The organism is Burkholderia sp. 22088 (assembly GCF_052045915.1).
Taxonomy (GTDB): domain Bacteria; phylum Pseudomonadota; class Gammaproteobacteria; order Burkholderiales; family Burkholderiaceae; genus Burkholderia; species Burkholderia cepacia.
The window spans coordinates 134,068-147,075 of record NZ_JBQEPY010000006.1; the positions used below are offsets into that span (position 1 = coordinate 134,068).

Consider the following 13,008-nt stretch of genomic DNA (forward strand, 5'->3'; position numbering starts at 1 on the left):
TCAACGATGCGCGAGCACGTTGACGAGCTTGCCGAACGGATCGCGCACGTAAAACCGCCGCACGCCCCAAGGCTCGTCAGCCGGGCCGTATTCGACGGGAATCCCGGCGGCATGCACGCGTGCGAGCGCTTCGTCGACATCGTCGACCTCGATCGACAGATCGGGCGTCGGCGTACCCGCCCCGCCCTGCGATGCGAAGCTGATCTGCACGTCCATCTTCTCGGCATTGCCATAGGTTGCGATCCAGCCGTGGTCCATCAGCAAGTCGAGGCCGAAGATCCGCTGGTAGAAGCGCTTTGCGTCGTCGATTGATCGTGTGTCGATATTGGCGACGATCCGTTTGACCTTCATCGGATTCCTTCACAGGTCGTGACAGTACCGCGACGCTACACCGGAATCGCGTGCAGAACCAGCGCATCAGCGCCCGGCCGCTTCCATCCCGGCACGCCGGGCCCGGGTGGCCCGCTCGCCTGGCTTGCCGGCCAGCCACACCCCGATCGCGACGACGACGATGCCGAGATAAGTCGACACCGCGATGCTGTCGCCGAACATCCACGCGGCCCAGGTCAGCGTCACCGGCGGTTCGAGATAGACGAGGGTCGCCACGCGCGTCGCGGGCATGCGCTTGAGCAGCGCCCACAGCGACAGGTAGGCCACGAAGGTCGAGAAAACCGTCAGCCACACGACGGACACCCACACATCCGGCTGGGTCGGCACGTGCAGATCGCCCGTGACGATCCCGCTCGCCGCGAACAGCACCAGGCTCACGCAGCCTTGCACGAACAGCGGCAGGCACAACCCGTCCCCGTTGCTGCGCGCGACCGTCAGCGCGCGGCGCCGCTGGTAGATCGTCGCGATCGACAGCCCCGACGCGGACACCAGCGGCAGCAGGTACATGACGAGCCCGACCGATCCGGCCGGCAGCGCATATTGCCCGCCGATCACGATGCCCACGCCGACGAACCCGACGACGAGGCCGGCCCACTGGCGCGCCCCGCTGCGCTCGCTGCCCTCCAGCGCCGTCATCGCGGCCGTGACGAGCGGCTGCAACGCGGCGACGATCGCGGCGATGCCGGGCGGCAGGCCGTGCTGGATCGCGACGTATACGCAGGCCAGATAGAGAAACTGCGACAGGAAGCCGATCACCGCGTGGTAGCGGAGCTTCTCCCACGTCAGGCGCCCGAGCTGCCGGTTGAGAACGATCGCCAGGCACAGCGTGACGAGCAGGAACCGCCAGAACAGCAGGTTGAACGCGCCGGCCGTCTCCGCGCCGAGCTTGGCGCCGATGAAGCCGGAACTCCACGACAACACGAAAACGAGCTGAAGCAGGAATAGCTGCATGGGGCGACGGCTCTCGGAAGGTTGCCGGGGACAGGCGCGGGTTCTTGATCGACGTGAATCATTCCCCGGATACGTGCAACGCACGACCGGCTGCCTGCCGTTGTCTGCCGGTTGGCCTGTCGGTTGACCCGAGAATAGGCAGGCCCAATAATTCCGTCAATCGACATTACCTGAATCACTGATTCGGAATTTCAAAATCATGCCCCGTACCCTGGACGTCGACCTGCTGCGTACCTTCCACGCCGTCGCGAAGCTGGGCCGCTTCAAGGATGCGGCCGCCCAGGTGAATCGCAGCCCGTCGTCGGTCACCGCGCAGATCCAGAAGCTCGAGGAAATGGTCGCGCAGCGCCTGTTCACGCGAAACAACCAGGCGGTCGAACTCACGCAGTTCGGCCACAAGCTGCTGAGCGACACCACGGAGTTTCTGCTGAGCCACGACCGGCTCGTCGAATCGCTGTCGCCGCAGATGCTGACCGGCAAGTTGCGGCTCGGCATTCCCGATTCGTACGCCGCGCACTTCATGGCGGAATTCCTGCCCCGCTTCGCGGCCGATCGGCCGTTGCTCGAACTGACGGTCGAAGCGCGTTCCAGCGACGAGCTGCTCTCGCTGTTCTCCCGCGGCCAGCTGGACATCACGATCGCTGTCGTGCCGAAAGCGCCGCCGCACGGCGAGCTGCTCGGCAAGACGCATCCGGTGTGGGTGGCCGCGCGGACCTTCAAGTTCAATCCCGACGTGCCGCTGCCGATCGCCGTGCAATTGCAGGGCTGCCCGTACCGCGACACCGCGCTGAGCGCGCTGAAGAAGGCGAAGATCGCGCACCGGTTGCTGCTCGAGAGCGCCAGTTCGCCGGCGGTCGAAGCCTGTATCGCCAACGGCCTCGCGGTCGGCCTCATCGAACACGAGCGCGTGTCCGGCAACCTGACGAGCCACGTCGCGGGGATCGCACTGCCCGATCTTCCGCCGCACCTGATCACGATCCTGACGGACGACGGCAATCGCGCCGCGCTGCATTTGCGCGACGTGCTGAAAAGTACGTTCAGGATCGGCTAGGGTAGAAAAGTCATCGGCAGGTCGAGGTCGAGGCCGAACCGCTGCCGATAGCGGTGTTTCGCGTCGTCGCCAGGCGTAGACCGCCGGCCCGTTGCAGGCCGGCGGCTTTCCGGCATCAACCGCCGAGATACGCCTGCTTGATCCGGTCGTTCGCGAGCAGGTTCGCACCCGTATCCGCGAGCACCACGCGCCCCGTTTCGAGCACGTAGCCGCGATCGGCCACGCCGAGCGCCTTGTTCGCGTTCTGCTCGACGAGGAACACCGTGACGCCTTCGTCGCGGATCGTCCTGATGATGTCGAAGATCTGCGCGATCACGAGCGGCGCGAGGCCGAGCGTCGGCTCGTCGAGCAGCAGCAGGCGCGGCTTGCTCATCAGCGCACGGCCGATCGCCAGCATCTGCTGCTCGCCGCCCGACATCGTGCCGGCCCGCTGCGTCGCGCGCTCCTTCAGGCGCGGAAACAGCTTGAACACGTGCTCGATGCCGTCGTCGATCTCGTGACGGCTCGCGAAGAAGCCGCCCATCTTCAGGTTCTCGAGCACCGTCAGGCTCGGGAACACGCGCCGCCCTTCCGGCGAGATCGCCATCCCCTGCCGCATGATCTGGTGCGTCGACATCGCGGTGATGTCGTTGCCCTCGAACAGCACGCGGCCCGACGATGCGCGCGGCGTGCCGCACACGGTCATCATCAGCGTCGTCTTGCCGGCGCCGTTGCTGCCGATCAGCGTGACGATCTCGCCCTTGTTCACCTCGATCGACACGCCCGCGAGCGCCTCGACCGCGCCGTAATGCGTATGGACCTGTTCCAGCTTCAGCATCACTCTTCCCCCAGATACGCCTTGATCACGCGCGGGTCGTTGCGGACCGCTTCCGGCGTGCCGATCACGATCGGCCGGCCGTGCTCCATCACGAGGATGCGGTCGGACACGCCCATCACGAGGCTCATGTCGTGTTCGATCAACAGCACCGACACGCCGAACTCGCGGCGCAGCTTGTCGATCAGGTGCTGCAGTTCGACCTTCTCCTGCGGGTTGAGGCCGGCCGCCGGCTCGTCGAGCATCAGCAGGCGCGGCTCGGTGATCATGCAGCGCGCAATCTCCAGGCGCCGCTGGTGCCCGTACGACAGCGTGCCGGCCGGCCGGTTGGCGACCGACGTCAGCCCCATCCGGTCGAGCCACACCGCCGCGCGCTCGAGCGCTTCCTTCTCGGCACGGCGATACGCGGGCGTCGAGAACAGGCCCGGCAGCAACCCCGCCTTCACCTTGCGGTGCTGCGCAACGAGCAGGTTCTCGACGACGGTCAGCGACTTGAACAGGCGGATGTTCTGGAACGTCCGCACGAGGCCCTTCAACGCGATCTTGTGGCTCGGCAGCCCCGCGATCGCATGGCCGTCGAGCACGACGTCGCCGCCGGTCGGCTTGTAGAAGCCGCCGACGCAGTTGAACACCGTGGTCTTGCCCGCGCCGTTCGGCCCGATGATCGCGAACACTTCATCGCGGCGCACGTCGAAATCGATCCCGTCCACCGCGAGCAACCCGCCGAAGCGCATCTGCAGCCCGGCGACCTTCAACAGTTCTGCATGTGCGCTCATCGCGGCAGCTCCACGTGGGGACGGCTCGCGGGCAGCAGGCCCTGCGGACGCCACATCATCATCAACACCATCACCAGACCGAAGATCAGCATCCGGTACTCGGCGAAGCCGCGCGCGACTTCCGGCAGCACGGTCAGCAGAATCGCCGCGAGAATCACGCCGAGCTGCGAACCCATCCCGCCGAGCACGACGATCGCGAGGATCAGCGCCGATTCGATGAAGGTGAACGATTCAGGATTCACGAGGCCCTGGCGCGCCGCGAAGAACGCGCCGCCGATGCCCGCGAACGCCGCGCCGAGCGTGAACGCCGACAGCTTGATGCGCGTCGGGTTCAGGCCCAGCGAACGGCACGCGATCTCGTCGTCGCGCAGCGCTTCCCACGCACGGCCCATCGGCATGCGGATCAGGCGGCTCGTGACGAACAGCGTGAAGCCGACCAGCACGAGCGCGAGCAGGTACAGGAAGATCACCACGTGGTCGCCGCTGTATTCCAGCCCGATCAGTTCGTGGAACGTCTTCGCACCCTCGACGCTCGCGCTGCGCGTCATCTCGTAGCCGAACACGGTCGGCTTCGGGATGCCCGAGATGCCGTCCGGGCCGCCCGTGAGGCTCGTCAGGTTGTTCGCGAGCAGGCGGATGATTTCGCCGAAGCCGAGCGTGACGATCGCGAGATAGTCGCCGCGCAGCCGCAGCACCGGGAAGCCGAGCAGGAAGCCGAACGTCGCGGCCGCGATCGCGGCGAGCGGCAGGCACTCCCAGAACGACAGCCCGAAGTACTGGTTCAGCATCGCGTACGTGTAGCCGCCGACCGCGTAGAACCCGACGTAGCCGAGATCCAGCAGCCCCGCGAAACCGACCACGATGTTCAGCCCGAGGCCGAGGATCACGTAGATCAGCGCGAGCGTCGCGACGTCCACCGCGCCGCGCGAGCCGAAGAACGGCCACACGAGCCCGACCGCGAGCAGCACCCATACGACCGCGCGCTGCTGCCGCGCGCCCATCGCGGGCATCGCCGGCAGCTTCACCGCCGATTTCGCGCGCACGAGCCACGGCTTGAACAACTGGAACAGGAACACGGCCGCGACCGCGATCCACACCGGCCGCCAGTGCGGCGTGAGCACCACCTGATAGCCGTCGAGCTTCAGTTGCAGCCCGAGCACCGGAATCGTGAGGATCGCCGTCAGGAACGCGGCGGCCACGGCATTTTTCAGCGCCTGGCCGATCGAAGCGTCGGCGGCCGGGCGGCGAACGGAAATGACTGTACTCATCTGCGTCTCCCTCAAACCTTTTCGATGTCCGACTTGCCGAGCAGGCCGGTCGGGCGGAAGAGCAGGATCAGCACGAGCAGGCCGAACGCAACGACGTCCTTGTACTCGGCCGGCATGTAGCCTGCGGCGAAGGTTTCAGCGAGGCCCAGCAGCACGCCGCCGAGCATCGCGCCCGGGATGCTGCCGATCCCGCCGAGCACCGCGGCTGTGAACGCCTTGATACCCGCGACGAAGCCGATATACGGGTTCAGCTTGCCGATCGTCAGCCCGATCAGCACGCCGCCGACGGCCGCCAGCATCGCGCCGAGCACGAACGTGAACGAGATCACGCGGTTCGTGTCGATGCCGAGCAGGTTCGCCATCTTCATGTCCTCGGCGCACGCGCGGCAGGCACGGCCCATCCGCGAATGCGAGATGAACAGCGTGAGCGCGATCATCAGCACGACCGTCACGCAGACGATCAGCAGGCGCGCATACGGAACCGTCACGTCGAAGTCGCCGCCGAGATGAATGTCGAACGCGCCGGAGATCAGCACCGGCACCGACACGTCGCGCGCGCCCTGGCCGATCTGCACGTAGTTCTGCAGGAAGATCGACATGCCGATCGCGGAGATCAGCGGCACGAGGCGCGGGCCGCCGCGCAGCGGCCGATACGCGACGCGCTCGACCGCGAAACCGTACAGCCCGGTGACGATCACCGACACGATCAGTGCGGCGCCGAGCACGAGCGGCAGCGGATAACCGGCGGAGATGCCGATGGCCGTGAGGGTGACGAGGCCCACGTACGCGCCGATCATGTAGATCTCGCCGTGGGCGAAGTTGATCATGCCGATGATGCCGTAGACCATCGAATAGCCGATGGCGATCAACGCATAGATCGCACCCAGCGTCAGGCCGTTGACCAGTTGCTGGGCGAATTGCGGAAAGAAGTCAGTCATGTGCGGGAAGCTCCCGTTGGCGCTGTGTCGCGTACCGCGCCGGATCACGGCATTCGGCCGCGCGCAACGCACGGTGTCGTCTCGGGCCGCCTGCCGGCCGCGCACTGGGGACACGCGCGGCGCGAATGCACACCCGCCCCGTCCGGGTTTCGGACAGGGCGGATGCGTGGGCGGGTACTCCGTATTACTTGGCGGCGGTCTTCGTCGCGTCCTTGTGCCACGTGTACACGACGAACTTGAACGCCTTCAGGTCGCCCTGCGCGTCATACGCGACCTTGCCGATCGGCGTGTCGAACGTCGTCTTGTGCATGTACGCGGCGACCTTGGTCGGGTCGGTCGTCTTCGCGCCGGCGATCGCGTCGGCGATGATCTTCACCGCGGCGTACGACGGCATCTGGAACGGGCCGTTCGGATCGCGCTTCTTGTCCGCGAACGCCTTCACGAGCGCTGCGTTGGCCGGATCGGCCGAGAAGTCGGCCGGCAGCGTGACGAGCATGCCTTCCGAGGCCGGGCCGGCGATTGCCGTCACGTCCTTGTTGCCCACGCCTTCAGGCCCCATGAACGTGGCCTTCACGCCCTGCTCGCGCGCCTGGCGCAGCAGCAGGCCCATTTCCGGGTGGTAGCCGCCGAAGTAGACGAAATCGACGCCTTGCGACTTCAGCTTCGTGATGATCGCCGAGTAGTCCGAATCGCCGGCGTTGATGCCTTCGAACAGCACGACCGGGATCTTCGCGGCTTCGAGGTCCTTCTTCACCGACGACGCGATGCCCTGGCCGTACGACTGCTTGTCGTGCAGCACCGCGACCTTCTTCGGCTTCACGTTGTTGATGATGAAGTGCGCGGCGGCCGGGCCTTGCTGGTCGTCACGGCCGATCGTGCGGAAGATGAAGTGACGCTTCTTGCCTTCCGTCAGCTGCGGTGCGGTGGCCGACGGCGTGACCATCACGATGCCTTCGTTCTCGTAGATGTCGGAGGCCGGGATCGTCGACCCCGAGCACACGTGGCCGATCACGTATTTGATCTTCTGACTGACGATCTTGTTGGCGACGGCGACGGCCTGCTTCGGTTCGCATGCGTCGTCCATCATCACCACTTCGAACTTGTTGCCGCCCGCACCGCCTGCTGCGTTGACCTGCTCGATCGCGGTCAGCGCGCCGGCCTTCACCATGTCGCCGTATTGGGCGACCGAGCCGCTCATCGGACCAGCGATGGCGATCTTCACGGTTTCCGCTTGCGCGGTGGCCGCGCCGGCGGCGAACAGCACGGCGGCGACGGAAATGGACGTAAGACGGGACAGCGTCATCTGGGAGCTCCTCGATGTTGTTTAGTCATACGGGCAAAGGCGGCATGACTTGCGCAATCGAACAGCACCCGGGGCGAGGACATGGGACACGCCCGAGACACATAGAAGACGGAACTCCAGCGGAATGTTGCGTAGCGGGGCCCGGCTCTTGCAGTCCCCGAAGGGGACGTCTGGTTCGGAAAGACATCGTGATGCGTCTTGCATTGCGCAAGCGTTTCGCCTGCCCCGCTTGCCAAACCGCTTGATCGGAGGGGTGGTCCGACAGCCGTTGGCAAGGCAGTCGAAATTATATGGGCGTTTTTAAATCGTCTGTCAAAAATGCCGGTCTACCGAGGGAAAACACGTAGAGAGGTTGTGACAGTCGGTAGCAATGACGGCGCAACCTCGGGGCGCTGGGGGCGGGGGCTGGGAGTGCAATCTGGTTGCTATTGGCGGAGGTTTTTCGGCGCTGTGCCTTGTCGGGATTGGGATCGGGTGATAGGCGATTTTTCGTGGGGTGTGGCGGAACCGCAAAGGGTCGCATCGTCGTTCTTCAATCGACTGATGATTGGTTTGGCGAGCACCATTGCAGTGCGTTGGGTGGAGACGCTCAAGCCTTCTATTTGCCGACTATTTTCGCTCATTGGAAAGGCTATTGTTAATGATGTGAAATAATACGAATTCGCCTCTGCAATCCAGCCAGCCTTCCTGCGAGACGCGTCCACCGCGCCTCGCAGTCGCTTCAGGGCCACTTCAACGCCCGCCCGTCGCCCAGCCGCCAGCCAGTGATCTGCCGTTTTTTTCATTGCACATCACCTGATTGGGATCGCTCATGAATCATCCGTTTCGCCTTTCCTCCGCCGCCGCGATCGCGTGCGCGCTCTCTGTTTCTGCCGCCAATGCGTCGGGCCGCGATACGCTGACCGATCGGTCGGCCGGTGCCAATGTCTTTCGTTCCGAACGGCGCGCTGCCATTCGCGACGATGGACATACGCCACGCATGAACCGCCGCCGCTCGCAGTACGCCGCGCCCGTGGAGCGCAGTCCGTTCGATACGCCGGATACGCGTCCGTTGCGTGTAACGGGCGATGCGCTTGTGGCACCGCCGCCTTCGTCGGAACACGAACCCGATTTGGTATTGCCCGCGAATCGGGTCGCGCTCGGGGCGGGTGGCAGCGATAGTTTTGGCCGCGCGGTGCCCGGATACGAGCAGCGTGAGCAGAACTGGAATGAATACCTGCGGGCGAATGGCTCACGGCCGGCGGGTAGTGGCGGATCGTATGCGGCGCAGCGGCCATACGACGCGCCGCGCGGGCCGCATGGTGCGCCGAATCCGTTCGATCCGTCCGTGCCGCAGCCGGAGACGCGGACGTTCTATGACAATGGAGCGGGGACGCATTGCACGGCTACCGGCGGTGCGGGGACGTCGCGGTCTTCTTGCAATATCGCTTGGTGATCCGCTCGTCGCGGGTGGCTTAGGTTGCCCTGCCCGGCGCGCTGCGCGAGTTCGCGCAGCGCGGTCGCATCCTGCGGCGTTGCCTTTTATAACTGCGTGATGATCAGGCTGCCGGGCTCGACCAGGACTTGTCCTTTGCGGCGCGGGACAAAACACGCGTCGTTGATCAGCCATATTCCACCGATCTTTATGTACGGCTAGAACTTTTCCGGCCTGGGGTCCATTCTTTTCGGGGAACCCCACATTTCCTGGATCGTGACGAAACGTTCCGTCTTCGGTGGGCGTGCTTTATGATTCGGCTTAGCCATGGGCAACGCCCACTTAGTGGGCCGCGGTTAGCGAGGCGTGAGTGTTGGTAGCACTTGCGGCCTGCGCTCGTTTACTACGGCGATTTTGATGGTTCGGATTCCTCCTTTGTTGGTGTTCGGTGGAAACGGTGCATCGATAGGGAAAATCGACGCATGTGGCACGTCCATTCGCGCGTACGATGTGCACGCAAACATCATCAGTTGGACATTGCCTATTAGACCATTGTCGACGCCTATTAGGATGTACGTTAGCCATTGAGATAGGCGCGTGACTTGGTCAGTTCTCGGTTTATTGCACGCTTTGAAGCCAATTAGGAGCGAATCGATGCTAGCGCAGCCTTTCCCTGACTCGATCAATCAGAACGTGACGGTTGGAAACGGTTCGACCTTGGCCGCGCGCCACGTATAGCCGCTACCGGCAGGCGGTGAGCCTACGCCTCCCCTTCCTCTAACGCGTACGCGCATAGCGGTTGCCGTGATCGTTACGATGGCATCCGCATTAGACATTCGCGCAGGCGCTTGATCAACTCCGGGTCGTCAGTGCAATCGATGGGGCGGATGTTGTCGAGTGCCGGGACGTTCGAACTTATCCACTTCTGGGCCGACTTCGGGCCGGCAACCCAGTAGATCGTGTAAGCAAGATCAAGTTGCTCATTTAAAGCCTTGGCGAGATCCCGGACTTCCGGAAAATTCTTGAATTTCGCAAAGAGATCGGAGAAATTTTTCCAGACATCGTCGCCAGCATAGTACTGTTCGAGCCGAATCAACAGAGCACTCCCCCCCAAAAAGAAGCTAGATCACCATCCTCGAGATCACGCGCCGACGGCACGAGCACTACGCCGTCACAGTTCTCGCTGGCTCAGCCTCCAATCCTGTAGGGATGAAGACGCGTAGACCCTTCCACTATCAGGACGACTGATCTGGCGTGTAGCAACACCATTGACAAATTCCGTAAAAATCTCTCCGAAACCACACATAAAATCCGTCCTAGAGTGAAAATACTCTCTTCTCATGAATAGATCACTCCGCTTATTTTCATTCGACTCGAAATTTCAATCGATAAGAAATCAACAAAACCCATACGAGCCCGGAAAATAAGGAAAGCAACGCTACCTCGCCCGATCTCAGATCGCTCACGCATACAATTATCTAAAATATTTTTTTAGAACACCCTCATCAAACGGCTTACTTCCCGACACCTTACTTCCCAATAAATAATCAACATCCAGCCCACTCAATTCGACACCATTGCTTTTCGCCGCAAACACAATGGTCAAAAATGGATAGGAATAATAGCTTGGATTTTCCATTACATCCCGAATCAATCCAACCCCAATCTCCATCGCATTTATGACCCTCGGCAAATAAATACCTGTCACTTTTTCGCATATCCATCGACATGTCGACTCGACTTCCATCTCGTTCCGCGGCAAGTCAACTGCACCACCGTAACTCGGAGAAAATGACTTCACTCTGTCCATGGATGTATTCATCGCGAGCACCAACCCCGTAGGTATCCTCGACTTATATGGTGGATGATTTTTTTTAAAAAAATCCTGAAGATCAGGAGAATCGGCGGCGACAGAAAGAATGTAGCCATTTTCATTCTTCAGGAATCTGAATCCAATTCGCCCGCTACCCACACTCTCTCGACCGACAAGAATTTCCCCCTTTGACACCTTAGCCCCGCTCTCACTGACCTGTTCCGCGAGAACTTCCTGCAATCTTTTTTCAAAAATCTTCCTTAACTCCGCGCTCACCTTGCACACCTCAGCATTTCAGCCATGGAATGTTGCACCGTACGAAATATCACGCACTCCAAGCACCTCACCTATATCTACATTGCCAGCTTCGGCCCAAATTGCCCAGATTTTCCCCGCTGACGACATAATTACCCTACAACCAATTCCGGCGACCGTATCGATACCATCCATTCTTCTTGCATCTAACTGTTCCGAACCTTGTAGCAGCCTGCAAGATCAACTCGCCGTCGGCGTCAGTCAATTCCTAAGGCAATCCCGAAACGTTGCTGCAGAAATAGTGGACCGTAAGCCGTACATCGACACCGTTCGCCGCCGGCTTGCCTAGGTCGATCCGCCCAAGCGGCACGTAGCTATCGAATCGCACAAGTAACCCGTGATTCCTCGCTCTGGCGGCCGTCATAAATCTCCTTTTGATCCATATACCGTCCCACTGGGAATCGATACTCGCATAACATCACGCGAATGGGTCAAATACGCTAGACATCTCGTTTGAATTATTTAGCAAAATTGTTCGTCAAGCGAAATGGATACATCCACGCTTCGTAAACCCTCATTTTAAAATCCTCACTCATCACATCTCCATCACGAGCTTCCATTTGATTTACCCTTGAAATTACATACCCCTCATTCACCTCATTACCTTTTTGGTAAAATTTCAACTCCATCTCACCGAGGTCACTAGCCTCAAGAAGACTCTCAAACGCACTATTAATTAGCGAACTAGATGCAAAAATATCCGCGCCCGCATCTTCGCAGGAAAATTTCAAATATAGTATCGCCTTTTTCAGAGCATTAATTTCGCCCACCTTCAAAGAAATACTCTTTTTCGGCTCACTCTGATCAGTCATGCGCATCCACCTCCTCTAGAATTTATCTGACGACTCGTCATACCCAATCGCTCCTCACATGACATACCGGATAAATTTCCATTGGGATTCTTTCCTGAATGCGACATTTCACCAACACCCAGCCTTCCATCACGAATATATTCAAGAAGCGAAGACGACTTAATATTAACCATCCGCTCACCTGTTGCCTTGAATACAAATACCCCCCTCTTCCCGCCCCCTCATTTCCAACAAATATCTCTCCCAACATCACCATGCGCAATCAACATATTCACCAAATAAACCTTTTCAATCGAATTTAGACTTATAGCGACAATTTTAAATATATAACCCAAACGAACCCAATTGATATAATGAATAAATATATTTTCGCCAGCCCACCCTACGGTGCATATTGATAAAGATCCCCTCATCAATCCAATCGGACCAGAGTTGATGAACCGTCCGATGTCCGGATCATAGAAGCGGAAGGTGTTGCAGTGCAGTCCAGTCTCGCGATCCAGATACGGCCCCTGGAAGCGCGAGTTCTGCGGTTTGGGCACATGAACAGGTGTCGGCGTCACCTCCTGCACCACAACCCAAGCCGCTACGGATCGGTGCGCAACCCACTCCTCCTGCACCGAGTTGCCCCACATCTTGTAGCGAGCCTGCCAGATCAACTCGCCGTCGGCGTCGGTCAACGCCTCCGGCAGCCCCGACACGTCATTGTGGAAATAGTTGACCTCATCCCTTGCATCGGCATCGTTAGCCGCCGGCGTGCCGTGATCGATCCGTGCCAGCGGCACATAGCTGTTGGTCTCATACAAATACGTCAGCGCTTCCTCGCCCTGACGGTCGTGATACGTCTCCCGCACGAGCCGCATGCCGCCCCACCGGAAATCTGTACTCGCGTAGCTGCCATTGAACTTGCGGATCCGCCGACCAAACGCGTCGTATTCGAAATGCGTCGTCCCGATACCCAGTCGGTCCTTCCTCACGACGGCCTTCAACTGGTTCCAATCGTCGCATCCAAGAAAATTATTTTATACCTATAAATCAACTCCGAAATTCATCATTTTCTAGACAATAATTAATTTCATCGATAAACCACTTCACCCCCTCATTCCGGTCGACCTTGTTTTTAAAAATGTAGCCCAATTGACTCACCAACATCCAGCATCTCA

14 protein-coding genes are annotated in these 13,008 nt (G+C 60.5%); 2 read left to right on the forward strand and 12 right to left on the reverse strand.

Going from position 1 to position 13,008, the window contains the following annotated elements; translation table 11 throughout:
- Together ACTJLD_RS13405 and ACTJLD_RS13410 are read right to left on the reverse strand one after the other, a co-directional pair.
- On the reverse strand, positions 1-351 hold the full coding sequence (locus ACTJLD_RS13405; protein ID WP_060086188.1) for a VOC family protein: 351 nt from the start codon (positions 349-351) through the stop codon (positions 1-3).
- 66 nt (positions 352-417) lie between these two features.
- Positions 418-1,341 carry a DMT family transporter gene (locus tag ACTJLD_RS13410; RefSeq protein WP_440658991.1) on the reverse strand — a complete coding sequence of 308 codons (924 nt, stop codon included), beginning with the start codon at positions 1,339-1,341 and terminating at the stop codon, positions 418-420.
- Between the two features lie 199 nt (positions 1,342-1,540).
- Between ACTJLD_RS13410 and ACTJLD_RS13415 the strand changes: the two genes are divergently transcribed.
- Entirely contained in the window at positions 1,541-2,392 is an 852-nt protein-coding gene (locus ACTJLD_RS13415) for a LysR substrate-binding domain-containing protein (protein WP_440658992.1), read from the forward strand.
- A gap of 115 nt (positions 2,393-2,507) precedes the next feature.
- Here the strand turns inward: ACTJLD_RS13415 and ACTJLD_RS13420 are convergent, their stop codons facing one another.
- From ACTJLD_RS13420 to ACTJLD_RS13445, 6 genes are all read right to left on the reverse strand, one after another.
- On the reverse strand, positions 2,508-3,209 hold the full coding sequence (locus ACTJLD_RS13420) for an ABC transporter ATP-binding protein (RefSeq protein WP_011694813.1): 702 nt from the start codon (positions 3,207-3,209) through the stop codon (positions 2,508-2,510).
- A complete protein-coding gene (gene livG / locus ACTJLD_RS13425) occupies positions 3,209-3,982 on the reverse strand; it encodes a high-affinity branched-chain amino acid ABC transporter ATP-binding protein LivG (RefSeq protein ID WP_027789672.1) in 774 nt (257 codons plus the stop codon). The genes ACTJLD_RS13420 and livG overlap by 1 nt, the downstream gene beginning before the upstream one ends.
- Positions 3,979-5,250, reverse strand: a complete 1,272-nt coding sequence (locus ACTJLD_RS13430) for a high-affinity branched-chain amino acid ABC transporter permease LivM (RefSeq protein WP_060206594.1) — start codon at positions 5,248-5,250, stop codon at positions 3,979-3,981. The genes livG and ACTJLD_RS13430 overlap by 4 nt, the downstream gene beginning before the upstream one ends.
- Before the next feature lie 11 nt (positions 5,251-5,261).
- Positions 5,262-6,188, reverse strand: a complete 927-nt coding sequence (gene livH / locus ACTJLD_RS13435; protein ID WP_119336947.1) for a high-affinity branched-chain amino acid ABC transporter permease LivH — start codon at positions 6,186-6,188, stop codon at positions 5,262-5,264.
- Positions 6,189-6,372: 184 nt separating this feature from the next.
- Positions 6,373-7,491, reverse strand: coding sequence for a branched-chain amino acid ABC transporter substrate-binding protein (locus ACTJLD_RS13440; protein ID WP_027789675.1), 1,119 nt, complete (start codon positions 7,489-7,491; stop codon positions 6,373-6,375).
- Between the two features lie 425 nt (positions 7,492-7,916).
- Complete coding sequence (locus tag ACTJLD_RS13445; RefSeq protein ID WP_440658993.1) at positions 7,917-8,276, reverse strand: hypothetical protein; 360 nt, start codon at positions 8,274-8,276, stop codon at positions 7,917-7,919.
- A 26-nt stretch (positions 8,277-8,302) separates the two neighbouring features.
- Here ACTJLD_RS13445 and ACTJLD_RS13450 point away from each other — a divergent pair, with 26 nt between their 5' ends.
- Positions 8,303-8,926 (forward strand): hypothetical protein, encoded by a 624-nt coding sequence (locus tag ACTJLD_RS13450; RefSeq protein ID WP_175755556.1) that lies wholly within the window; start codon positions 8,303-8,305, stop codon positions 8,924-8,926.
- Between the two features lie 790 nt (positions 8,927-9,716).
- On the opposite strand, the gene ACTJLD_RS13455 is transcribed toward ACTJLD_RS13450, so the two are convergent.
- The 4 genes from ACTJLD_RS13455 to ACTJLD_RS13470 all read right to left on the reverse strand — a co-directional run bounded on the left by ACTJLD_RS13455 (position 9,717) and on the right by ACTJLD_RS13470 (position 12,834).
- On the reverse strand, positions 9,717-10,001 hold the full coding sequence (locus ACTJLD_RS13455) for a hypothetical protein (RefSeq protein ID WP_124671656.1): 285 nt from the start codon (positions 9,999-10,001) through the stop codon (positions 9,717-9,719).
- A gap of 378 nt (positions 10,002-10,379) precedes the next feature.
- Positions 10,380-10,994 carry a hypothetical protein gene (locus ACTJLD_RS13460; RefSeq protein WP_440658994.1) on the reverse strand — a complete coding sequence of 205 codons (615 nt, stop codon included), beginning with the start codon at positions 10,992-10,994 and terminating at the stop codon, positions 10,380-10,382.
- Between the two features lie 497 nt (positions 10,995-11,491).
- Positions 11,492-11,845, reverse strand: coding sequence for a hypothetical protein (locus ACTJLD_RS13465; RefSeq protein ID WP_440658995.1), 354 nt, complete (start codon positions 11,843-11,845; stop codon positions 11,492-11,494).
- 221 nt (positions 11,846-12,066) lie between these two features.
- On the reverse strand, positions 12,067-12,834 hold the full coding sequence (locus ACTJLD_RS13470) for an RHS repeat domain-containing protein (RefSeq protein ID WP_440658997.1): 768 nt from the start codon (positions 12,832-12,834) through the stop codon (positions 12,067-12,069).
- Positions 12,835-13,008: the final 174 nt, after the last annotated feature.